The organism is Bradyrhizobium sp. 147 (assembly GCF_023073935.1).
Lineage (GTDB): Bacteria > Pseudomonadota > Alphaproteobacteria > Rhizobiales > Xanthobacteraceae > Bradyrhizobium.
Window position 1 is genome coordinate 119,496 of the sequence record NZ_JADPKL010000061.1, and the last position, 21,893, is coordinate 141,388.

The 21,893-nt window shown below is 64.9% G+C and carries 19 protein-coding genes and 1 pseudogene; 8 read left to right on the top strand and 12 right to left on the bottom strand.

The annotated features are described in order from the left end of the window. Positions 1 to 189: 189 nt before the first annotated feature. The 7 genes from IVA87_RS13800 to pqqA all read right to left on the bottom strand — a co-directional run bounded on the left by IVA87_RS13800 (position 190) and on the right by pqqA (position 5,292). Positions 190 to 867, bottom strand: a complete 678-nt coding sequence (locus tag IVA87_RS13800) for a DUF4286 family protein (RefSeq protein ID WP_247295977.1) — start codon at positions 865 to 867, stop codon at positions 190 to 192. Between the two features lie 13 nt (positions 868 to 880). Continuing rightward, positions 881 to 1,867, bottom strand: a complete 987-nt coding sequence (pip, locus tag IVA87_RS13805; RefSeq protein ID WP_247295979.1) for a prolyl aminopeptidase — start codon at positions 1,865 to 1,867, stop codon at positions 881 to 883. Beyond that, positions 1,857 to 3,056, bottom strand: a complete 1,200-nt coding sequence (gene pqqE, locus IVA87_RS13810; RefSeq protein WP_247295981.1) for a pyrroloquinoline quinone biosynthesis protein PqqE — start codon at positions 3,054 to 3,056, stop codon at positions 1,857 to 1,859. Before pqqE ends, pip begins: the two co-directional genes overlap by 11 nt. Further along, positions 3,053 to 3,364, bottom strand: coding sequence for a pyrroloquinoline quinone biosynthesis peptide chaperone PqqD (gene pqqD / locus IVA87_RS13815; RefSeq protein WP_247295983.1), 312 nt, complete (start codon positions 3,362 to 3,364; stop codon positions 3,053 to 3,055). The genes pqqE and pqqD overlap by 4 nt, the downstream gene beginning before the upstream one ends. Positions 3,365 to 3,376: 12 nt before the next feature. Beyond that, the gene (gene pqqC / locus IVA87_RS13820; RefSeq protein WP_247333894.1) at positions 3,377 to 4,156 is read right to left on the bottom strand and encodes a pyrroloquinoline-quinone synthase PqqC; all 780 of its coding nucleotides are present in this window, start codon (positions 4,154 to 4,156) and stop codon (positions 3,377 to 3,379) included. After that, positions 4,153 to 5,082: a pyrroloquinoline quinone biosynthesis protein PqqB gene (gene pqqB, locus IVA87_RS13825; protein WP_247295987.1), complete on the bottom strand. Its 930-nt coding sequence runs from the start codon at positions 5,080 to 5,082 to the stop codon at positions 4,153 to 4,155. The genes pqqC and pqqB overlap by 4 nt, the downstream gene beginning before the upstream one ends. A gap of 129 nt (positions 5,083 to 5,211) precedes the next feature. Continuing rightward, positions 5,212 to 5,292, bottom strand: a complete 81-nt coding sequence (gene pqqA, locus IVA87_RS13830) for a pyrroloquinoline quinone precursor peptide PqqA (protein ID WP_007595659.1) — start codon at positions 5,290 to 5,292, stop codon at positions 5,212 to 5,214. 247 nt (positions 5,293 to 5,539) lie between these two features. Here pqqA and IVA87_RS13835 point away from each other — a divergent pair, with 247 nt between their 5' ends. The 5 genes from IVA87_RS13835 (at position 5,540) to tarD (ending at position 9,352) form a co-directional block, all read left to right on the top strand. Next, a complete protein-coding gene (locus IVA87_RS13835; RefSeq protein ID WP_028177529.1) occupies positions 5,540 to 5,797 on the top strand; it encodes a hypothetical protein in 258 nt (85 codons plus the stop codon). A gap of 124 nt (positions 5,798 to 5,921) precedes the next feature. Continuing rightward, positions 5,922 to 7,322: an amidase family protein gene (locus IVA87_RS13840; protein WP_247295988.1), complete on the top strand. Its 1,401-nt coding sequence runs from the start codon at positions 5,922 to 5,924 to the stop codon at positions 7,320 to 7,322. Between the two features lie 2 nt (positions 7,323 to 7,324). Continuing rightward, a complete protein-coding gene (locus IVA87_RS13845) occupies positions 7,325 to 7,801 on the top strand; it encodes a glutathione peroxidase (RefSeq protein WP_247295990.1) in 477 nt (158 codons plus the stop codon). A gap of 11 nt (positions 7,802 to 7,812) precedes the next feature. Further along, positions 7,813 to 8,055: a DUF3297 family protein gene (locus IVA87_RS13850; RefSeq protein ID WP_212431912.1), complete on the top strand. Its 243-nt coding sequence runs from the start codon at positions 7,813 to 7,815 to the stop codon at positions 8,053 to 8,055. 127 nt (positions 8,056 to 8,182) lie between these two features. Then, positions 8,183 to 9,352 (top strand): mandelate racemase/muconate lactonizing enzyme family protein, encoded by a 1,170-nt coding sequence (tarD, locus tag IVA87_RS13855; protein ID WP_247295992.1) that lies wholly within the window; start codon positions 8,183 to 8,185, stop codon positions 9,350 to 9,352. A 182-nt stretch (positions 9,353 to 9,534) separates the two neighbouring features. Here the strand turns inward: tarD and IVA87_RS13860 are convergent, their stop codons facing one another. Continuing rightward, on the bottom strand, positions 9,535 to 10,887 hold the full coding sequence (locus IVA87_RS13860) for a malonyl-CoA decarboxylase (protein WP_247295994.1): 1,353 nt from the start codon (positions 10,885 to 10,887) through the stop codon (positions 9,535 to 9,537). A gap of 224 nt (positions 10,888 to 11,111) precedes the next feature. Then, complete coding sequence (locus tag IVA87_RS13865) at positions 11,112 to 11,963, bottom strand: helix-turn-helix transcriptional regulator (protein ID WP_247295996.1); 852 nt, start codon at positions 11,961 to 11,963, stop codon at positions 11,112 to 11,114. A gap of 59 nt (positions 11,964 to 12,022) precedes the next feature. Between IVA87_RS13865 and IVA87_RS13870 the strand changes: the two genes are divergently transcribed. Beyond that, entirely contained in the window at positions 12,023 to 13,195 is a 1,173-nt protein-coding gene (locus IVA87_RS13870; RefSeq protein ID WP_247295997.1) for an MFS transporter, read from the top strand. Positions 13,196 to 13,701: 506 nt separating this feature from the next. Next, a complete protein-coding gene (locus tag IVA87_RS13875; RefSeq protein ID WP_247295999.1) occupies positions 13,702 to 15,963 on the top strand; it encodes a cation:proton antiporter in 2,262 nt (753 codons plus the stop codon). A gap of 189 nt (positions 15,964 to 16,152) precedes the next feature. Here the strand turns inward: IVA87_RS13875 and IVA87_RS13880 are convergent, their stop codons facing one another. Both IVA87_RS13880 and IVA87_RS13885 read right to left on the bottom strand, forming a co-directional pair. Next, complete coding sequence (locus IVA87_RS13880; RefSeq protein WP_247296001.1) at positions 16,153 to 19,311, bottom strand: multidrug efflux RND transporter permease subunit; 3,159 nt, start codon at positions 19,309 to 19,311, stop codon at positions 16,153 to 16,155. A gap of 40 nt (positions 19,312 to 19,351) precedes the next feature. Next, a complete protein-coding gene (locus tag IVA87_RS13885) occupies positions 19,352 to 20,545 on the bottom strand; it encodes an efflux RND transporter periplasmic adaptor subunit (protein WP_247333895.1) in 1,194 nt (397 codons plus the stop codon). 133 nt (positions 20,546 to 20,678) lie between these two features. On the opposite strand from IVA87_RS13885, the pseudogene IVA87_RS13890 reads away from it, so the two are divergent. Continuing rightward, a pseudogene (locus IVA87_RS13890) lies at positions 20,679 to 20,827 on the top strand (amino acid ABC transporter substrate-binding protein); the annotation flags it as partial. A 28-nt stretch (positions 20,828 to 20,855) separates the two neighbouring features. Here the strand turns inward: IVA87_RS13890 and IVA87_RS13895 are convergent. Further along, positions 20,856 to 21,857: an NAD-dependent epimerase/dehydratase family protein gene (locus IVA87_RS13895; protein WP_247333896.1), complete on the bottom strand. Its 1,002-nt coding sequence runs from the start codon at positions 21,855 to 21,857 to the stop codon at positions 20,856 to 20,858. Positions 21,858 to 21,893: the final 36 nt, after the last annotated feature.

The window sequence follows — 21,893 nt, forward strand, 5'->3', positions numbered from 1 at the left end:
AGCTTGGCGGACGCTTAATGCGTCTCGATCTGGTTTCTGAATGGCATCATTGGGTTAGCTTATTAGAACGGCTCCGAAGTACAACGGCAAATTTGCGCGATCACCGCCTTTCATAGGAGCCACGCGCGCACAGCATCAACGCCGCGCGCGAGGTGCGTGCGGTGCAACATATTGCAATGCGTGTGAGCGCTAGCTGCGCGCAATGTCACTCTTCGCGAGGTCCCACATCAAGCAATAGGTGCCGACGGAGATCGGAAGCGGAAAGGGTGCCGCGGCGGGGCCGGTGAAGCGCTCGGCAATCACGGCCGAGACTGCGCCGACATGGGTGCCGTCGATCAGCACGAACCAGTCGCGCGCGCCTTCATGGCGTACCGCTGGAATTTCCGCCGTTGCAGCCGACAATTCGGGCTCGCTCTCCAGGAGGTGCATGGAGATGATGCCGTCGCGCGCGTCCGGCGCCAGCTTGTCTTGCAGTGCATCACGCCATGGCGCTGCGTTGTCGGGCCTCGGCCGCAGCCGCACCACGCCGAGCGCGGCGCCGCGTCCGGTGCCGTTGCTGATGGTGATGCGCGCGACGACGCGGAGCATGTCCTTGAAACGCGCCATGCTCTGCCGCGACCAGTCGGTCGGGCTCGCAAGCCGCGCGCGGTAGGCCGGGCTGTCGAGCACGTCGAGCGTGGCGGTCGTATATAGGCAGAGATATTTGGGATTGGCGGCATGCGCGACATAGCGCCGCGCCTCGAGGAATCCGTCGATCGCGACGCGCTCTTCCAGATGCTCGCGATCGTACCAGCGGTTGAAATCGGCCTCATCGGCCGCCTCGATGTTCATCGACGTCAGCAGCATGCCTTTCCCGGCGAGCGGCATTTTTCTTATCCTGTTATCGCGCGGTCTTCGATGCGAGGTCGGCGATCGACTTCATGACCGCGTCCCTCACGCCGGCATCATAGAGCGAATGGCCGGCTTCTTCCACGATGCGAAGCTCGGAACCGGGCCACACTTTCGCGAGCGCGTGTGATGTCTCAGGCGGGCACAACAGATCGTAGCGGCCCTGCACGATAATGCCGGGAAGGCCTGCAAGCCGGCCCGCGTTCCGCAACAGCTGGCCCGCGCTCATGAAGCTGTCGTTGACGAAATAATGCGCCTCCATGAACGGCGTTGCCGGCAGCGTGCGCCACACGTTCAGCGATGCGAGGTCCAGCCGCGTCTTCGCGGGCTTGTGCTCGGACAATACGCGCTCGGTATCGTGCCAGGCCTTTGCCGCCGGGCCATGCACGGCTGGGTCGGCATCCAGGATGCGGCGCCAATAGGCCTCCACCGGCCGCGCGCGCTCTTCGAGCGGCAGCACGCCGAGAAAATCCTCGTAGAGCGCGGGATGGAACTGCGACAGGCGCGACGTGAACGCCGCTTCGACCTCCGCTCGCGTGCCGAGGAACGTCGCGCGCAGCGCGATGCCAGAGACGCGCTCGGGATGCGCCTCTGCATACGCCAGCGCCAGCGTCGCGCCCCAGGAGCCGCCGACCACGATCCAGCGGTCGAAGCCGAACTTCTCGCGGATTTTCTCGATGTCGGCGGTGAGGTGCGCCGTCGTGTTGTGCTCGCGCGATCCCTTCGGCCGGCTGCGGCCGCAGCCGCGCTGGTCATGCAATACCGCGCAGAAGCGGTCGGGATCGAACAGGCGGCGATGATCGGGCTGGCAGCCGCTGCCGGGTCCGCCATGCAGATAGACCGCGGGAATGCCGTCTGCGCGACCGACGCTCTCGACATAGAGCTCGTGACCGTCGCCGACATCGAGCATGTCGGACGTCAGCGGCGCAAAGGGATCGGCACGTTTGGCGGATGCGGCCGCGTCGGCGTCAGGTCCCATTCTCGGATTCCAGAGTGCCGCCGGCGAAGTTGCGATAGAGGAAGCGGTTGGTCTCGCCCTCGGCCTCGCGCTCGGCCTGCTTGAAGATGGTCTCGTGCAGCGGCGACAGCGCGCAGGCCGGGTCGGTGTTGGCGGCATCGCCAGTCAGCGCGAAGGCCTGGCAGCGGCAGCCGCCGAAATCGATCTCGCGGAATTCGCAACTCTTGCACGGCTCCTTCATCCAGCCAGTGCCGCGATAGCGGTTGAAGGCCTCGGAGTTCTGCCAGATCCAGGCGATCGAGTGATTGGAACGCACGGATTCGAATTCGAGCCCGGTGATGCTCTCGGCGGCGTGGCACGGCAGCACCTTGCCGGCGGGCGAGATGTTGAAGAACTGCCGGCCCCAGCCGCCCATGCATTTCTTCGGCCGTAGCGCGTAATAGTCGGGAACGACGTAGTCGATCGTAAGCCGGCCCTTGAGCCGCTCGCGCGCCTCCTCGACGGTTTCCGTGCATTCCTCGAGCTGCCCCACCGTCGGCATCAAGGCGGCGCGATTCTTCAGTGCCCAGCCGTAATATTGTACGTTGGCGACTTCGAGCCGGTCGGCATCGAGATCGACCGCCATCTGAATGATGTCGGGGAGCTGATGCAGGTTCTGCCGGTGCATGACCGCGTTCACGGTGAGCGGCAAATCGAGCTCACGCGTCCACTTCGCCACTTCCAGCTTCTTGCGGTGGCCATTCTTGTAGCCGGCGACTCGATCTGCGAGGCCTTCCTCCACGCCCTGAAAACTGATCTGCACATGGCAGAGCCCGGCATCCGCAAGATCGCTCAGCCGCTCGCGCGTCAGCAGCACGGCCGAGGTGATCAGGTTGGTGTAGAGCCCGACGTCGCTCGCGTGCTTGACCAGCTCGACCAGGTCCTTCCGCGCCGTCGGCTCGCCGCCAGAGAAGTGAACCTGGAGCACGCCGATCTCGGCGAGCTCGCTCAACACCTTCTTCCACTCATCCGTGGTCAGCTCCTTGCCCGCGCGGTCGAGCTCGACCGGATTGGAACAATAGGGGCATTGCAGCGGACAGCGATGGGTGATCTCGAGCAGCACCGCGAGCGGAATGCCAAACGTCTCCGCCGTCGAGCGCTGCTTCTCCAGCACCGCGAGGCTGTCGCTGGCGTCTGGCGGGATGATGGAATTGCCGAGCACATCGCTCATGGCGTCTTCTCCCGGGCCTCAGTGAGAAAGCCCTTGTCGGCGAGATCCTGGAGCATGACGATGACGTCGGCGAGGATCGCCTCGCGCGGCGCGGCGTATTTCGCCGCCAGCCGATCGGCGACGTCGCCGACATTGCGCTGGCCGTCGCAAAGCTGCAAGACCTCGACCGCGATCTCGTCCGGCGCCAGCACCCGTTCCGGTGCTAGGATCACCCAGACCTTTCGGGTCTCGTCATATTTGAGCTTGGCGTGCCGCGGCAGCACGGGGCGGCTTGCCTCGCTGACGCTGATGTTCCGCGGCCCGGCCATTACAGTTCCTCTTCAGCTCGCTTTGGGCACGAAGGCGCCCGGCGGAATGTGGCCCTCGACATAGGCATGATAGAGTGCATCGAGCTGCACCCACAGCACATTGGTTTTGAAGATCAGCGCATTGCAGACCTGCGCGCGCTGCTCCGGCGTCTTGGCGTGCGCCTTGACGTAGTCGAGCGCAAAGCCGGCGTCGCGCGGCGCCTGCGCCAGGCGCCGCTTGAAGTAGCTCATGATATCGGGATTGACGAAGTCGTAGTGCTCCAGCATGCCGGAGATGCGCTCTTCGTGCAGGTTGGGCGCGAACAGCTCGGTGAGCGAGGAGGCGATCGCCTCCAGCGGGCTCTTCTCGCGGCAATAATGGACATAGGCCTCGATCGCAAAGCGCGTCGCCGGCAAAATGCCTTCCGTCGATTCCACGTAAGCCGTGTCGAGCCCGAGGCCTTCGGTCAGCTTCAACCAGCGCTCGATGCCGCCCTCGCTACCGAGATCGCCGTCATGGTCCTCGATGCGGTGGCGCCATTCCAGCCGCGTGGCACGGTCGCGAAAGCGCGAGATCACGACCGCGTCCTTGATGGGGATCGTGCTCTGGTAATAGTAGCGGTTCAGCGCCCAGGCCTGCACCTGGCCCTTGTTCAGCTTGCCGCCGTGCAAGAGCTTATGGAACGGATGCAGGCTGTGATAGCGCGTCGCCCCGATATGGCGCAGCGTCGCCTCGAGCTCCTCGGCCGAGTTGAGCTTGATGTCCTTGCCGATCGAGAGCGCGGTCATTCCTGTCAGTGACGCGGCATTCACAGCACGATCTCCGTTCCGTCAGCGGGTATTTGCCAGCCCGCCTCTTCAGTGGCTTTCCGCTCGGGTGAAGCGGGCAGCAGCGCCGGGTTCGAGTTATTGATATGCAGAAATATCTTCCTGTCGATAGAGAGATCGGCAAGCCGCGCGATCGCGCCGTCGTCGCCGGACATCGCGACATGGCCCATGCTCTTGCCGGTCTTGTGGCCGAGCCCGGCCCTGATCATCTCGTCGTCGCGCCATACCGTGCCGTCGAAGAACACCAGCGCCGCGCCATCGATCTCGCCCTTGAGCGCGTCAGTCACCTCGGCGCAGGCAGCGATGAAATAGAAGCACTTGCCGGTTGCCTTGTCCGTGATCTTGAGGCCCAGCGTATCGCCGTCGCCGGTCGCCCCGCCGGGATGCGCCTTGCCTTCCAGATACCAGGCCGATTTGCCTGATACCGCAAACGGCAGCACCTCGATTCCCGAGCGCGCGCCGTCAGGGAGCCGCGGCTCGAACGGCTCGCCGATTCCGATCGATTGGCGCCGCACGTTCTTCTCGTTCAGCACGTTGAAGATGCTGTTGGCTTTCAGGATCGCCAGCACCTTCTCATGCGCATAGACCGTGAAAGGCGAGCCCTCGCGCATCGAGAGTAGGCCTGCGACCGCGTCCACTTCGCCGTTGGTGAGGATCACGCCCGCAATCGGCGTATGGCGCAGCGCGCCTGCCCGCGGGTGCAGCTGCGGCGTGGCGTTCAATTGCTGGCGGAGGTCGGGGGAGGCGTTGATCAGAAACCAGTGCTCGCCGTCGCCGCTGAAGGCGACCGACGCCTGAGTTCGCTGAAGCTCATGGCCGCTGGCACGGGCTGCTCGGCAGCCCTCGCAGCCGCAATTCCATTGCGGCACTCCGCCGCCGGCTGCGGCGCCCAGGACGACGACGCGAAGCATGATCCGTCTCCTGGAGGGAACGCTGCGAGGTGGATCTCGGGTCGACACCGAATGCCGACACACATCGTGTCTTCCGGCAACCTATTGTGACCGAAAGATCCACCTGCGCTGAACGCAATCGCCTACCGCTTATTTGCGGGTGGCGCTCACATACATGTTGATTTCCATGCCACAGGGCACTTCGACGATTTTCGGGGCTTTCCAGGCCATTTTGGCTCTCCATTTTCGCGAAATCGGACGTATCCGCCCGCGGTTAAAGTAATGCGGGCGCAAAAGTTCGCCAGTGAAATTTTCCCGAGAAGTCCATGTTGCGCCGCGAAAAATGTCGGGGAACATCACTTCTGATGACGCTGCCTTGCGCATGGCGCATTCGGTCGCGAACCCTGTCCTGATAAAGCGGTTGTGAGTGCAGTGCAGCTTTCAATCCGGTACCGGCGACCCAAACTGGAACTCGGTAATGCCCAGATATTTCTTCAACACCCGTATCGGCGACGAGTTGATCGTGGATCCCGACGGCGAGGATCTGCGCAATCCCGATCGCGCCTGGGAGGTCGCCCGCCAGATGATCCTGGAGGTGGTGAAGTCGGAGGGCGCCCAGCCGGCCCTGCTCGAGGCCGTCATCGAGGTGACCGACGATGACGGGGAAATCGTGCTGGAGTTTCCCTTCACCGAGGCGCTGCTGGACATACCCGACCAATCCGCGACGCGGCATTAGGCGCTCGCGAGCAGCCCGGTCGGCCAATCCAATCCGCACTAGCAGCCGGCCTTCATCCCTGCGAAATCCGCATGGCTTTGCCGCCTTCCCGGCGCTAAAAGACCCCGGTCATACGGAGCATGTCATGCAAGATCTCTGGCGCCTGTCGGCCGCCGACCTCGCCACTCTCGTCAAGTCCAAAAAGGTGTCCGCCAGGGAGGCAGCTCAAGCTGGTCTCGCCCGCCTGGACGCCGTCAATCCCGCGCTCAATGCGGTGATCGACCACCGCCCGGACGACGTGCTCAAGCAGGCTGACGCGGTCGATGCCGCCATTGCGCGGGGCGAGGACCCCGGTGTTCTCGCCGGTGTGCCCGTCACCATCAAGGCCAATGTCGACCAAGAGGGCTTTGCCACCACCAACGGCTTAAAGCTGCAGCGCGACGTGATCGCGCGCGAGGACAATCCGGTGGTCGCCAATTTCCGCAAATCGGGCGCCGTCCTGCTCGGCCGCACCAATTGCCCCGCCTTCTCCTATCGCTGGTTCACCACCAATCTGATCCATGGCGACACCAAGAACCCCCGCGATGCATCGCTCACTCCGGGCGGCTCCTCCGGCGGCGCCGGCTCGGCGGTTGCAGCCGGCATCGGCCACATCGCTCACGGCACCGACATCGCCGGCTCGATCCGCTATCCCGCCTATGCCTGCGGCGTGCACGGCCTGCGGCCGACGCTCGGCCGCATTCCCGCTTTCAATCCGGCGCTGCCGGAGCGCCCGATCGGGCCGCAGATCATGGCCGTGTCCGGCCCCCTGGCGCGCACCGTCAACGACTTGCGAATTTCACTCGCCGCGATGTCGGCCCGCGACATCCGTGATCCCTGGTTCGTGCCGGTGCCGCTGGAAGGCCCGGCCAGGCCGAAGCGCGCCGCGCTCTGCCTCAATCCGGGCGGCCTTGCTACCGCGCCGGAGGTGAAGGCCGCGGTGAGCGATGCCGGCAAGCGACTGGAGCGCGCGGGCTGGACCGTCGACATCATCGAGGACACGCCGCCGATGCGCGAAGCGGTCGAGTGGCAGATCAAGCTCTGGCTCGGCGATGGCTATGAGGCGCAGCTTGAGATGGCCGAGCGCGAGGGCGATCCCGGCGCGCTGGCGTGCCTGCGCGGCAACCGCAGCAGGGTCACACCGATGGACCAGGCGAATTACGCGAAGGCGCTGACCCGAAGAGCCACATTGACCCGCGAATGGATGCTGTTCTTCGAAACATATGCGGTGCTGCTGACGCCGGTCTCTGGCGAGCTGCCGTTCCCCGATCATCTCGACCGCAAGGGCGATGAATCCTTCAAGCGCGTCTGGGAAGCGCAGCTGCCGCAGATCGCGATTCCCTTCATGGGCCTGCCAGGCCTCGTGGTCTCCACCGGTCTCGTCGGCAAGGCGCCGGTCGGCGTGCACATCGTCTCCGGCCGCTACCGCGAGGATCTGTGCCTGCTCGCGGGCGAGGCGATCGAGGCCGGCGGCGTGCCGCCGTCGCCGATCGATCCCGTGGGCTAGCGATGACTGCCATCTATGACTTCAAGGCCAACTCGCTTGCCGGCGAGGAGGTGCCGATGCGCCGCTTCGAGGGGCAGGTGCTCTTGATCGTCAACACCGCGAGCAAATGCGGCTTCACGCCGCAATATCGCGGTCTGGAGGATCTCTATCGCGATCTGTCGCCGCGCGGCTTTTCGGTGCTCGGCTTTCCCTGTAACCAGTTCGGCGCGCAGGAGCCGGGACAAGCGAGCGAGATCCAGGCATTCTGTTCGACCCATTACGATGTCACCTTCCCGCTGTTCGAGAAGATCGACGTCAACGGCGCCAATGCGCACCCTCTGTATGAGTACCTGAAACGGCAGCAATCCGGACTTCTCGGCGCCTCCATCAAATGGAATTTCACCAAATTCCTGGTGGACCGTGCCGGCAAGGTGGTCGCGCGCTACGCGCCGACCGCGCGGCCCGAAGGATTGCGGAATCAAATCGAAACACTGTTGTGAGCGAGACAATCATGAGCGACGAATTTCCAGACCGCCTGTCGGTCGACCCGAACAGCCCCTATTATAACGCGGACATCCTGGCGCGCGACGTCGGCATCCGCTTCAAGGGCATCGAGAAGACCAATGTCGAGGAATACTGCATCAGCGAAGGCTGGGTCCGCGTCGCCGCCGGCAACGCCAAGGATCGCTATGGCAACCCGCTGACCATCAAGGTGCACGGGCCGGTGGAGCCGTATTTCCGGGATAAGAAGTAAGCACACTCTCTCCTCGTCATTGCGAGGAGCTCTTGCGACGAAGCAAATCCAGGCTATTCCCGTGGAGACAGTCTGGATTGCTTCGCTTCGCTCGCAATGACGACAGCAACCACCGAAAGCCAAGCCCATGTCCGTCCGCATCGTCGACGTGCGCGAGATCACAAAGCCGATCTCCTCGCCGATCCGCAATGCCTATATCGATTTTACCAAGATGACGACGAGCTTGGTTGCCGTCGTCACCGACGTCGTGCGCGAGGGAAAACGCGTCGTCGGCTACGGCTTCAACTCCAACGGCCGCTACGGGCAGGGCGGCCTGATCCGCGAGCGCTTTGCCTCGCGCATTCTCGAAGCCGATCCGAAATCGCTGCTCGATGCCGCGGGCGACAATCTCGACCCCGACAAAGTCTGGGCTGCGATGATGACCAACGAGAAGCCGGGCGGCCATGGCGAGCGCTCGGTCGCGGTCGGCACCATCGACATGGCGGTGTGGGACGCGGTGGCGAAGATCGCCGGCAAGCCGCTGTTTCGCCTGCTTGCCGAGCGTCACGGCGTGACCGCCAATCCACGCGTCTTCGTCTATGCCGCCGGCGGCTATTATTATCCCGGCAAGGATCTCTCGATGCTGCGTGGCGAGATGCGCGGCTATCTCGATCGCGGCTACAACGTCGTGAAGATGAAGATCGGCGGCGCGGCAATCGACGAGGACCGCGTCCGCATCGAGGCGGTGCTGAAGGAGATCGGCAAGGACGCGCAGCTCGCCGTGGACGCCAACGGCCGCTTCAACCTCGAGACCGGCATCGCCTACGCAAAGATGCTGCGCGATTATCCCTTGTTCTGGTACGAGGAGGTCGGCGATCCCCTCGACTACGCGCTGCAAGCCGCGCTCGCCGAGTTCTACCCGGGCCCGATGGCGACCGGCGAAAACCTGTTCAGTCATCAGGACGCCCGCAACCTGATCCGTTACGGCGGCATGCGCCCCGACCGCGACTGGCTGCAATTCGACTGCGCGCTGTCCTATGGCCTGTGCGAATACCAGCGCACGTTGGAGGTGCTGAAGACCTACGGCTGGTCCCCCAGCCGCTGCATCCCGCATGGCGGCCACCAAATGTCGCTCAACATCGCGGCCGGTTTGGGCCTTGGCGGCAACGAAAGCTACCCCGACCTGTTCCAGCCTTATGGCGGTTTCCCGGACGGCGTCCGCGTCGAGAACGGCCACATCACCATGCCCGACCTCCCCGGCATCGGCTTCGAAGGCAAGTCGGACCTCTACAAGGAAATGAAGGCGCTGGCGGAGTAAGTTGGGTTGAGGCGCGACGGCGGCGCTACACAATCCGCTGTCATGCCCCGGCTCGATCGGGCATCCAGTGCGCCGCGGCCGATGTGGCGAGAGCGAGTTGTTCAACACCGGCGCTTGGAATACTGGATCGCCCGATCAAGTCGGGCGATGACACCGTCTTTGGGCGTGCCGTCTCAAGCCTCTTACGACAAGCGCATATCCAGCAGCCTTCGTCCTTCGCCCTTCAGTAGCTTCTTCACCGCGCTCGACGCCACGACCTCGCCGTCATTGGCGTAGGCTTCGTGGTTCTTCTCGATGTCGTCGAGGCGGTAGAGATAGTTGACCATGACGCCGGCGGACTCGCGCACGCCCTTGGGCGAGAGGTCCCCTAACCAGTTGATGCGCTCGAGCCTGGCGCCATTGCCGAGATGGAAGCGGGCGACGGAATCGATCAGCTTGCCCTTCGGCGTGCGCGCCTTCAGGAAATAGTGTGCCGCGAGCGGTTCCAGAACGCTGCGGAGCAGCGTGGTCGTCTCAGGGTTCTCGAACCATTTGGGATCGTCGAGACGCTTCAACATCTCACGGTCCTCGTCCGATAGCGGCAGCTCCTTGTCCTGCTTCACCCATTGCATGAAGCCCGGCACCGGCGACAGCGTCACGAAAGTGTCGAGCTTCGGCAGCTCGCGGCGCAGCTCCTCCACCACCTGCTTGATCAGGAAGCTGCCGAAGGAAATGCCGCCCAGTCCGCGCTGGGTGTTGGAGATCGAATAGAACACCGCGGTGCGCGCGCGCTCGATCGGCAGGTGCTGGCGATCGACCGCAAGCAATGGCGCGATGGCCCCCGGAATGGTCTCGGTCAGCGCCACCTCGACGAAGATCAGGGGTTCGTCGACCATCGCGGGATGAAAGAAGGCGTAGCAGCGGCGGTCGACCGGATCGATGCGGCGGCGCAGATCGTCCCAATCGGAGATCTCATGCACGGCTTCGTAACGGATGATCTTTTCGAGGATGTTGGCCGGAGTCGACCAGTCGATCCTGCGCAGCACGAGAAACCCCCTGTTGAACCACGAAGAGAGAAGATGCGAGACGTCGCGGTCGAGCGCGGCGAGATCGGCGTGCCCGTTCATCATGCCGAGCAGGTCGGCGCGCATGCTGACGAGATCGCCGGTGCCGCCCGGCGCGCGGTTGAGGCGGCGGATCAGCTCCTGCCGCCGCGGCTCGGAAGCGAAATGCAGCGAGCTCGCGTCTTCGTCGGTGGGCTTGGCGCGCCATTTCTCGATCGCCCGGGACAGCCGTTCCCGATCCGGGCCGAAATCGCGCACCAGCGCCTCGAAGAAGGCACGGCGTCCGGCCGCATCCAATTCCCGGTAGAGGTCGAGCACCTCGCGCGCCATCGCGGTGCCCGAGGCTTCGCCGCGGCCCGAGAGCAGCGCGTCACAAAGCGCGATCAGCCCGGCGGCATCGCGTCTGGTGTCCAAGCCGTCGCTGCGGCGAAGCAGGGTGCGGCCGCGCTCGGAGATGGTGGCGAGCAGGTCGGAGAAAAAGGCGTTGGCCATCGGGGCTTTCGTGTCAGGTTTGTGCGACGCGGGAGCTTACATGGGATTTAGGCGGAAGCCGATCACAATCAAGCAGGGGAATGCGGCATCTTTAGACGGGCCGTGCGGTCGAGGAATGGCGGCATGCCGGTGGGATTTTCGTATGGGGGGTAGTGCTCACCCCAAAGCCGCGCTGTCATGCCCCGGCTTGACCGCGGCATCCAGTACGCCGCGGCTTCTCGGTTCTAGCCGCGCCGCCTCGGCGTACTGGGTCGCCCGGTCAAGCCGGGCGACGACACGGAGTGTGTTGCAAACTCCCTCGGTGTCCGTCCCGTGACTTGGCGAAACGCCGCCGAGAACGCCGGCACGCTGGCATAACCCAGCTGGGTCGCGAGCTGCTTCACCGACACGCTGGCATCGGTCGACAGCCGCCGGATCGCCGCGGCGATGCGGGCGCGCTGGCACCAGCTCTTGAAGCTGAGCTGCGTTTCCGTCGAGAACAGCCGCGACAGCGTGCGCGCGGAGGTTCCGACCTCGCGCGCCAGCGTGTCGATGTCGTGCAGGCCGGTGGGATCGTCGAGCACAATCATCGCGGCGCGGCGGCATCGCACTTCGCGCGGCAACGGCACGAAGGTCGCGGAATCCTCGGCCTGGTGCAATTCCAGCATCACGAGGCGAACCAGCAGCTCGGTTCGCGCCTCGGTGTTGCGGGCCTCGAACAGCGCCAGGATCGCCTGATGCAGCAGCGGCGACACCCGCACCACGAATTCCTTGGTCAGTCCCTCGTAACGCTGCTCGCGCTTGAGCCAGGGCAGGTCGAAATACAGCGTGCGCATCTCGATGTCGGCGAGCAGGTCGATGGCATGCTCGAGCCCGGCCGGGACCCAGACCGCGCGGTCCGGCGGCACCAGCCAGCGTCCGCCCGGCGTCGTCACCTGCATGGTGCCCTTGGCGGCATAGACCAGCTGCGCCTCGCGATGCATGTGCGGATCGAGCCGCAAGCCTTTGGGATAGTCGCGCGCGACCAGGTGCACGCCCGCGGTCGAGCGGTGGTTGCCCCGGACCTCCCGGAGGATTGGCGTTTCGACGACACTCATTGGCGGCATCCCATCATTCGCCCGACATATAACTGATTTCGGTGCAGGAGAGGATTCGTATGAACAACCCCAGCCGGGTCATCAGTTTCGTCAATGCCGGCCATTTCATCGACCATTATGCGATGCTGATCTTTGCCGCCGCCGTCATCATCATGGGGCCGGCGCTCGGCATGGCCTATTCGGAACTTCTGCCCTATGCGACGCCGGGCTTCGTCGCCTTCGGCGCAGGCTCGCTGCTCACCGGCTGGCTTGGCGACCGCTGGAGCCGTCGCCACATGATGCTGATCTTCTTCGTCGGCATCGGCGCCTCCATGATCGCGGTCGGCTTCGCGAACACCCCGGCGCAGCTCGGCGCGGCACTGCTCGCGATCGGCATTTTTGCCTCGATCTATCATCCTGTCGGCACCGCGATGATCGTGTCCTATGCCGATAGGCTCGGCCGCGAGATGGGGCTCAACGGCGTCTGGGGCAATCTCGGCGTTGCCTCCTCGGCGCTGGTCACCGGCGTGATCGGCCAATATCTCGGCTGGCGCTTCGCCTTCATCGTTCCCGGCGTCCTCACCATCTTGATCGGCATCGCCTTTGCGCTGACGGTCGTGCATGAGGACCGCAAGGGTGCCAAGCAGGCGGCGGCGCAGGCGCGCGTCGCCAAGCAGGACATGTGGCGCGTAATCCTGGCGCTGCTGATCGTGGTGATTGCGATCTCGACGACCTTCAACGCCGTCACGGTGGCGCTGCCAAAGCTGTTTGCCGAGCGGCTCTCGGACCTGACCAAGAGCCCGGCGCTGCTCGGTGTCATCGCGGCCGGCGTCTACGTGTTCGGCGCGATGACGCAGTATACGATCGGGCGGCTGCTCGACCGCTATTCGCTGAAGACGGTGGCGCTGCCGCTGTCCTTCATGCTGGCGCCGTTTTTGTACCTGGCCGCGAGCCTGTCCAATCTGCCGCTGATCGTGGTCTCGATCGGCATCGTCATGGGCGCGTTCGGGCAGGTCACGGTGAACGATGCTATGGTCGGCAAATACACCACGGAGGAGTGGCGCTCGCGCGCCTATGCGGTGCGCTATTTCGTCGGCTTCACCGCGGCCGGCGCCTCGGTCGGCCTGGTCGCCTGGCTCTACGAGCAGGGCGGCTTCGTCACCATGCTGCACGCCTTCGCCGCCCTCTGCCTGCTGGCGATCGCCGCCGCGCTGATCCTGCCGCGCGAGATCCGGACATCGCAGGCGGCGTGAGGTAGCCGACTCGCGCCGCGTGGCTCCGTCCCGTAGCCCGGATCGAGCGAAGCGCAATCCGGGGCGTTTCACCGCGCTGCTAGAACCCGGATTTCGCTGCGCTTCATCTGGGCTACGCACTGCGTCCGCGGCACGAACGGGCGTAAGGCGGGGACTCTCTCCACATCGTCATTGCGAGCGAAGCGAAGCAATCCAGAATCTTGCCGCAGAGGGACTCTGGAGTTGCTTCGTCGCAAGAGCTCCTCGCAACGACGGAAGATGAGGAGGCACCCCGCCCACGCACCCACGATGCCATTCTGCCAATGTTTTGCCCGACGGAGCAAGCCGTTTCGGTAAAGCCGATATTTCCTGAGGTTTCTCAACCTCATCTCTACTGTGCATGGGGTTGTTTTCGCACTTTTCGGTTTGACCTCGCCGCGCGCGGCGGAACCCGCTCCGCCTCCTGCGGGTTCTATCCCTGTCGCCCCGGCGCCGCGCCGGACAGATCAAGGGGGAATGACACCTGCATGCAGTGGAGCCTGCTCCGACCGGTCGGCCTTGTCCCCGCGGCGCTTGTCCTCACCACCATTGCGGCGAGTGCCGAGGGCGGTAAATCGGCCGGCCCGTCCGAATTCCTCCTGGTAACGCAGATCGTGTTGCTGATCGCAGTCGGCCGTGGTCTCGGCGAGATCATGCAGCGCATCGGCCAGCCCTCGGTGATGGGCGAACTGCTCGCCGGTATCATCCTGGGGCCGTCGCTGTTCGGCTGGATCTGGCCGGAGGCGCAAGCCGCGATTTTTCCCAAGACGCCCGAACAGAAGGCGATGATCGACGGCATCGCCCAGTTCGGCATTCTGCTGCTGCTGCTGCTGACCGGCATGGAGACCGACCTCAAGCTGGTCCGGAAGGTCGGCAGGGCGGCGATCGCGATCTCGATTGCCGGCATCCTCGTGCCCTTCGCCTGCGGCTTTGCGCTCGGCGAATTCCTCCCCGATGCGCTGCTGCCCGATCCGCAAGCGCGCCTCGTCGCCTCACTGTTCATGGGCACGGCGCTGTCGATCTCGTCTGTGAAGATCGTCGCCGTGGTCGTACGCGAGATGAATTTCATGCGCCGCAATGTCGGGCAGATCATCGTCGCGACCGCCGTCATCGACGACACCATCGGCTGGATCATCATCGCCGTTATCTTCAGCCTGGCCTCGCACGGCACGCTTGACGTCGGCTCCGTGGCGAAAGCCGTGCTGGGGACGCTCGTCTTCCTGGCCGTCAGCTTCACCATCGGCCGCCGCCTGGTGTTCCAGCTGATCCGTTGGGCCAACGACAATCTCGTCAGCGCAGCCGCGGTCATCACCGTGATCCTGCTGTTGATGAGCGTCATGGCGATGATCACGCATCTGATCGGGGTGCACACCGTGTTGGGTGCCTTCGTCGCCGGCATCCTGGTCGGGGAGTCCCCGATCCTGACCCGGCAGATCGACGAGCGCCTTCGCGGCCTGATCTCGAGCTTCTTCATGCCAGTGTTCTTCGGCCTCGCCGGGCTCAGCGCCGATCTCTCGGTCCTTCGCGACCCCAATCTGCTGATGCTCACCGGCCTGCTGGTCGTGATCGCCAGCGTCGGCAAGTTCGGCGGCGCGTTCGTCGGCGGCACCGTGGGCGGGCTGAATGCGAGGGAATCGCTGGCGCTCGCCAGCGGCATGAACGCGCGCGGCTCGACCGAGGTCATCATCGCGACCATCGGCCTCTCCATCGGCGTGCTCAGCCAGAACCTGTTCACGATGATCGTGACCATGGCGATCCTGACCACGATGGCGATGCCGCCGATGCTGCGCGCGGCGCTGGCAAAGCTGCCGATGAACGAGGAGGAGAGGGAACGGCTGGAGCGGGAAGAATTCGAGAAACGCGGCTTCATCGCCAATCTCGAACGTCCCTTGCTCGCCGTTGACGACAGCGTCAACGCCACTTTCGCCGCGCACGTCGCGGGCCTGATCGCCGGCATGCGCGGCCTGCCGATCACCGTGCTGCACATCGGCGAGCGCGCCAAGGAAAAGGACAAGGGCGAGGACGAGAGCCACGAAGCCGTGGTGAAGAAGGCCGCCGAAACCGTCTCCGCCAGTGGTGACGGCAATGCCGGCAGCGTCGATGTCGTTACCCGGGCCAGGCGCGCGGAGCTGGCCGAAACCATTGCTGACGAAGCACGCAAGGGCTTTGATCTCCTCGTCGTCGGCATCGACAAGGTCGCTGCCGCCAAGGATCGCTTCAATCGGAAGATCGAGGACATCGCCGCCGAGTTCGAGGGGCCGCTCGCGATCGTGGCAGCCAAGGGCAAGCACCTGAAGCAGCCGATACCCGACGCCCTCAACATCCTCGTTCCGGTTTCCGGCAGCGGCGTCTCCAAGCGCGGCGCCGAGGTCGCGGTGGCGCTGGCGCAGGCCGGCTCAGGCTCGCTCCGCGTGATCTATGTGGCGACGACGCGCGACAAGGGCGCGCAGCGGGGCACCTCCCGCGGATTGAGCCAGGAGACCGGCATCCTCAAGGACACCAGCGATCTCGCCGCCCGCTACGACGTCGACATCACCACGACGCTGCGCGTGAACCGGGCGCCGGAGGCGGCGATCCTGCGCGAGATCGACACCACCGACGTCGACCTCGTGGTCATGGGCGTCGACCGGATCGAGGCCAATCATCTCTCCTTCGGTGGCGTCGCCGCCGCCGTGCTGAGGCAGTCGAAGGCCTCGGTGCTGCTGGTGTCGAGCGGCGAGGCGCGCCAGGCGCCGGCGGAGCAGGCTTAGTGGCGTGACTGGAGCCGCGCGGACGGTGCCCTCCCTCTCCCGAAAGGGTCGGGGAGAGGGCTTTCTCCTCATCGGGACACTCCCCAAGAGGAGAGAGCCCTCACCCGCCGCGCTCCGCGCGCCGACCTCTCCCGCAAGCGGGAGAGGTTGCAGCGAGTCCGGAGCCTCGCCGGTGCACCCCAACGGCTCTTAAGGCTTCGCTTCCGCCGCCGCTTTCACCTTCACCATCTTCTTCGACGCCCGCCAGTTCTCGAAGCGCTGCACCACCACGAAGAAGGCCGGCACGAACAACACCGCGAGGCAGGTCGAGGCCAGCATACCCGAAAACACGGTGACGCCGATGGACTTGCGCGCGCTGGCGCCGGCGCCGGTGGCCAGCACCAGTGGCACCACGCCGAGGATGAAGGCGAACGACGTCATCAGGATCGGACGGAAGCGGGCGCGCGCGGCCTCGATCGCGGAGTCCAGGATCGGCTTGCCGTCGCGGCCGTGCAGTTCGAGCCCGACCTCGACGATCAGGATGGCGTTCTTGGCCGAGAGCGCGATCAGGAGGATCAGGCCGATCTGGCAATAGAGATTGTTGTCGATCTTGAGGGCGGAAAGGATCAGCATCGGCCCGAGCAGCGACAGCGGCACGGCGAGGATCACCGAGATCGGCGCGTACCAGCTCTCATACTGCCCGGCGAGCACGAGATAGACCAGCAGCATGGCGAGGCCGAACACCCAATAGATCTGGTTGGAGACCGCCTTCTCCTGATAGGACATCGCGGTCCATTCGTAGCCGGTGCCCGGCGGCAGCGTCTTGTCCGCGATCTCCCCCATCAGCTTCAGCGACTGGCCGGAGGAATAGCCCTGCGCCGGCAGGCCGATCACGGTCGAGGACGGATAGAGATTGTAGAGGCTGATCAGCGACGGGCCGGTGGCCGGCGTGATCTTGGCGACGGTGCCGATCGGGATCATGTCGCCGTTCGAGTTGCGGACCTGCATGTTGGCGATATCGCGCTCGGTGACACGGAATGCCGGATCGGCCTGGGTGTAGACCTGGAACACGCGGCCGAACTTGTTGAACTGGTTGACGTAGGACGACCCCAGATAGGCCGATAGCGCCGAGAACACCTGATCGGTGGTCACATGCAGCGTCTGGGTCTTGACGCGGTCGATCTCGACGTTGAATTGCGGCACCGAGGAGCGGAACGAGGACTGCACGCGCTGCAACGCGCTCTGACTCTGGCCGTTACTGACCATCGCTCCGGTGATCGCTTGCAGCTTGGCGAAATCGCTATTGCCATCGCGCAGCTCGACCTGCATCGAGAAGCCGGCGGCGTTGCCGATGCCCTGGATCGGCGGCGGCGGCAAGACGATGGTGCGCGCCTCCATGATAGTCGCGAGCTTGTCGTTGAGCCCGTACACCAGCGAGCGCAAATCCTCTCCGGGTCCCTTGCGCGCCTCCCAATCCTTCAGGATGATGTAGGCGACGCCGGCATTGGCGAGGCTGGCGCTGTTGTCGAGCGCGGAGATGCCGGCGATGGTGATGACCTGCTGGACGCCGGGCGTGTCCTTGATCAGCTCGCTGGCTCTGTCGAGCACGGCTTGGGTCCGCTCCAGCGCGGCGCCGTCGGGCAGCTGCACGGCCGCGATCAGATAGCCCTGGTCCTCGATCGGCAGGAAGCCGGTTGGCACTCGCGACAGGCCGTAGCCGCCGATCCCGATCAGGACCAGCGCCACCGCGACCGAGACGGTGGCGTGTCTGACCAGCAAGCCGATCAAGCGGGTGTAGCCGCGTTCGAGCCTGTTATAGACGGCATTGAAGCCGCGGTAGAAGAAGTTGCGCTGTTCCGGCGGCACCGCCGGCCGCAGCCAGAGCGCACACTGCGTCGGCTTCAGCGTCGCCGCGTTGATGGCGGATAGAAGGGCGGTCGCAGCGATCACCAGCGCGAATTGCGAATAGATGCGCCCGGTCAGCCCCGCGAGGAACGAGGCCGGCAGAAACACCGAGATCAGCACCAGGGTGATGCCGACGATCGGCGCGAACAGTTGATCCATCGCCTTGATCGCGGCGTCGTGGCCGTTCATGCCCTGCTCGATGTTGTGGGCGGCGCCTTCGACCACGACGATGGCGTCGTCGACGACGATGCCGATCGCGAGCACGATCGCAAACAGCGTCGACATGTTGATGGTGAAGCCGAGCGCCGCCATCGCAGCGAATGCGCCGATGATGGTCACCGGCACGGTGGTCGCCGGAACCAGCATCGCGCGCCAATCCTGCAAGAACACCAGGATCACGACCAGCACGAGCAAGCCGGCCTCGATCAGCGTCATATAGACCTCGTGCACCGAGGCCTCCACGAACTTGGTGGTGTCGAACGGCGTGTCGTACTTGATGCCTTCCGGGAAGCGCTTGGCGAGCTCCGCCATCTTCTTCTCGACCGCCTGCTCGACCTGGAGCGCGTTGGCGCCGGGCGACTGGAATACGCCGATGCCGACTGCCGGCTGCTTGTTGAGCGAGAAGATCTGGCTATAGGTCTGCGCGCCCAATTCGACCCAGCCGACGTCGCGGACGCGCGTGACGTCGCCGCTGCTGCCCGTCTTGACGATGATGTTCTCGAACTGGCTGGTATCGTCCAGCCGTCCGTTGACGTTGAGCGTGTATTGGAACGCCTGGCCCGGCGGCGTCGGCGGCGAGCCGACCTGGCCGGCGGAGACCTGCTGGCTCTGCTGCTGGATCGCCTGGATGACGTCCTGCGGTACGAGGCCACGGACCTGCAGCTTGTTCGGATCGAGCCAGACCCGCATCGAATATTGGCCTGCGCCGAACACTGTGACGTTGCCGACGCCGGGCAGGCGCGAGAGCTCGTCGCGAATGTTGATGGTGGCGTAGTTGCTCAAATACAGGCTGTCGTACGTCGCGTCGGGCGAGGTCAGGGTCACGAACAGCAGGATCGAGGTCGACCGCTTCTGCACGGTGACGCCCTGGTTCTGCACCGCCTGCGGCAGTTGCGACAGCGCGCTGGAGACGCGGTTCTGCACCAGCACCTGCGCGAAATTGAGGTCAGTGCCGATCTTGAATGTGACAGTCAGCGTATAAGTGCCGTCGGAGCCGCTGTAGGACTGCATGTACAGCATGTCCTCGACGCCGTTGACCTGCTGCTCGATCGGCAGCGCTACGGTGTCGATCACGGTCTTGGCGCTGGCGCCGGGATAGCGGGTGGTGACCTGCACCGTCGGCGGCACCACGTCGGGATATTGCGCGATCGCGAGGTTGAACAGCGCGACGCCGCCGATCAGGATCATCAGAAGCGCGATGACGTTCGAGAGGACCGGCCGCTCGATGAAGAACTTTGAGATCATGGCTGGCGGCCCCTCACTTGCAGAACTTACTTGGCAGATATTACTTGGCAGACGCCTGCGGCTGCTCGATCTTCGTTGTTTGCGGGTCGATCTTCTGACCCGGAATCACCCGCAGCAGCCCTGCGATGACCACGCGGTCCTCCGGCTTCAGGCCGCTCTCGATCACGCGCAGGCCATTGTCGACGGGACCGATCTGCACCTTGCGCTGCTCGACGACGTTGTCGCTGTTGACCACCAGCAGATAGCGGCCACCCTGGTCGCTCCCGAGCGCGGTGTCGGGAACGAGCAGCGCGGTCTTCTCCTGATCGAAGGGCACGCGAACGCGGACGAAATAGCCGGGCAGCAGCACCCGCTTGTCATTGGGGACGAGGCCGCGCACCGCCAGCGTGCCCGTCGATTGGTTGAGGGTCGGCGAGACGTAGTCGAGATGGCCTTCATGCGGATAGCCGGTCTCGGTCTGGAGGCCGAGCTGGATCGGAAACTGCTTGAGGTCGGCCGGCGTCAGTCCCCGGCGAGCCGCCTCGGCGCGGATGCGCAGTACGTCCTGCTCGTTGACGGTGAAGTTCACGTAGATCGGGTCCATCGCGACGATGGTCGCGAGCTGGGTCGGGGAGGACACGCCGACGAGCTCGCCGATCGAGACCATGTGGGCGCTGACGACGCCGTCGAACGGCGCGGTCACCTTGGTGTAGCCGTAATTGACCTCGGCAATTCGGGTGTTGGCCTGCGCCTGCTGGAGACTGGCCTGCGCGTTGTCGCGGTTGGACGTTGAGGTGTCGAGTGTCGCCTGCGAGACCGCTTGGCGCTGCACCAGCTCGGCCTGCCGCCTGTAGTCGACTTCCGCCTGCCGGAGCGAGGCCTGCGCGCCGGCTTCGGCCGCCTGCGCCTGCTCGAGCTTGAGCTTGTAGGTCTCCGGCTCGATGGTGAAGAGCTGGGTGCCCTGCTTGACGAAGGTGCCGTCTTGATAGTCGATCGATTGCAGAAAACCTTGCACGCGCGCGACGAGATCGACGCTCTTGATCGGCGCGGTGTTGCCGGTCGCCTCGATATAGCGCGTTATGGCGCGCTGCACGGGCGTTGCCACGTCCACCTTGGGCGGCGGTGGGGCCACGAACGTGTTCTTGTCCTCGCAGCCGGCGAGCAGCACAACGGCGCTTGCCGTTGCCAAGGCCCGCGCGACCTGTCTCCACCCTTCGTTACGTCGTGCGGGAGATGCGGGATTCGCGCGCGTCATTCGGTGGCCCCCGATTGCTGCCTGTCGGTGCGGCAGGCTACCAACAAATGCCCTGCCGTGGAACACCATAGCCATGGCAGTCAAAGGCCTTGCGCTGCAAACGGTGGCATGCCCTTTGACAGGTTTGTCATGACAAACGGTGACGGCCGTCGCCGTGCCGTTTGGCCAGAGCCAGGCCTTGGCGTTCGTCACCAATTCATGACGGAGGCCACGACGAACGGCACAGTGCGCAAGGCCTATGACAACAATGGCTTGAAGGATGCGCCGATCCGGACGGAATAGTCTCAGCTTTGGTTTGCAGACGATCCGGCTAGATCGCGGTCGCAGCCGCAGCCGTCCCGCGCGCATGCCACGCTGAAAGCACCGCACTTTCCTCATCGGAGCTGAGACCGACCACCGGCCCGTTGCTGGCGCGCAGCCAATGAAGCGTATCGCGCGCCGTGACGGCGAGCGGCCGTGCGGTCAACCCGGCCGCGCGCGCCGGCGAGGTGTCGCGCGTCATGAAGCCGGCGAAGTCGGGCAGGGGCAACCACAGCGGCAGCGAGCGCGGACCGGCCCAGCGCCGCACGTCATGCGCTTCCAGAAAGGCGCGATCGACCCAGGTGAAGGTGCAGGACGCGTCCAGCGCTGAGGCGCATTCGGCCAGGAATTCGCCGCGCGTGCGCACCGGTCCGATCCCGTCATAGATGCCGATGAGACGAACCTCTGCCGCGTGTACGATCCATTGCGCGAGGTCGCGCACGTCGATGAACTGAATAGCGTCCTCCGGCGATCCAGGCGCCAGCACCTCGCCGCCGCGCGCGAGCCGTGCCGGCCAATAGGCGAACCGTCCGGTCGGGTCCTCCGGCCCGGCGATGAGGCCGGCCCGGCAGATGAAGGCATCGTTGCCGACCGCTTGTTCGCAGGCGACCTTGGCCGCGCCATAGATGGCGTCGGTGGTGTGCTCGATCTCCGCCGCAATGGGCTCGCGCAGCGGCGCCTTGTCGGCGCGTTGTCCCGGTACGCGATTGTCCGCATAGACGCTGATCGTCGAAACGAAGGTCCAATGCACGCCCGGCCGCTTCAGCGCTGCGACGCCGCGGCGGACCTGGCCGGGATGACGCGAGACCTCGACGAGTGCATCGAACGTCTCGCCGGTCAGTGGCGCAAGACCCTCCGCGACGTCGCGATCGATCCGGATGAGGCGCGCGCCGGGAGCGATTGGGCCGGCAAGACCGCGGGCCGCGCAGCTCACGTCATGGCCGGCAGCGCAAGCATGGTTCGCAATCGCCCGGCCCAGAAACTGGCTGCCGCCGAGAATGAGAATGCGCATGGATCGGTCCGAACGCCGATGAGATCGAGATACTAC

Bases quoted from the DNA above. Each gene is read 5' to 3' on its own strand.
- IVA87_RS13800 (WP_247295977.1), bottom strand. From the start codon at position 867: ATGCCGCTCGCCGGGAAAGGCATGCTGCTGACGTCGATGAACATCGAG.
- pip (WP_247295979.1), bottom strand. From the start codon at position 1,867: ATGGGACCTGACGCCGACGCGGCCGCATCCGCCAAACGTGCCGATCCC.
- pqqE (WP_247295981.1), bottom strand. From the start codon at position 3,056: ATGAGCGATGTGCTCGGCAATTCCATCATCCCGCCAGACGCCAGCGAC.
- pqqD (WP_247295983.1), bottom strand. From the start codon at position 3,364: ATGGCCGGGCCGCGGAACATCAGCGTCAGCGAGGCAAGCCGCCCCGTG.
- pqqB (WP_247295987.1), bottom strand. From the start codon at position 5,082: ATGCTTCGCGTCGTCGTCCTGGGCGCCGCAGCCGGCGGCGGAGTGCCG.
- pqqA (WP_007595659.1), bottom strand. From the start codon at position 5,292: ATGGCCTGGAAAGCCCCGAAAATCGTCGAAGTGCCCTGTGGCATGGAA.
- IVA87_RS13835 (WP_028177529.1), top strand. From the start codon at position 5,540: ATGCCCAGATATTTCTTCAACACCCGTATCGGCGACGAGTTGATCGTG.
- IVA87_RS13840 (WP_247295988.1), top strand. From the start codon at position 5,922: ATGCAAGATCTCTGGCGCCTGTCGGCCGCCGACCTCGCCACTCTCGTC.
- IVA87_RS13845 (WP_247295990.1), top strand. From the start codon at position 7,325: ATGACTGCCATCTATGACTTCAAGGCCAACTCGCTTGCCGGCGAGGAG.
- IVA87_RS13850 (WP_212431912.1), top strand. From the start codon at position 7,813: ATGAGCGACGAATTTCCAGACCGCCTGTCGGTCGACCCGAACAGCCCC.
- tarD (WP_247295992.1), top strand. From the start codon at position 8,183: ATGTCCGTCCGCATCGTCGACGTGCGCGAGATCACAAAGCCGATCTCC.
- IVA87_RS13860 (WP_247295994.1), bottom strand. From the start codon at position 10,887: ATGGCCAACGCCTTTTTCTCCGACCTGCTCGCCACCATCTCCGAGCGC.
- IVA87_RS13865 (WP_247295996.1), bottom strand. From the start codon at position 11,963: ATGAGTGTCGTCGAAACGCCAATCCTCCGGGAGGTCCGGGGCAACCAC.
- IVA87_RS13870 (WP_247295997.1), top strand. From the start codon at position 12,023: ATGAACAACCCCAGCCGGGTCATCAGTTTCGTCAATGCCGGCCATTTC.
- IVA87_RS13875 (WP_247295999.1), top strand. From the start codon at position 13,702: ATGCAGTGGAGCCTGCTCCGACCGGTCGGCCTTGTCCCCGCGGCGCTT.
- IVA87_RS13880 (WP_247296001.1), bottom strand. From the start codon at position 19,311: ATGATCTCAAAGTTCTTCATCGAGCGGCCGGTCCTCTCGAACGTCATC.
- IVA87_RS13885 (WP_247333895.1), bottom strand. From the start codon at position 20,545: ATGACGCGCGCGAATCCCGCATCTCCCGCACGACGTAACGAAGGGTGG.
- IVA87_RS13895 (WP_247333896.1), bottom strand. From the start codon at position 21,857: ATGCGCATTCTCATTCTCGGCGGCAGCCAGTTTCTGGGCCGGGCGATT.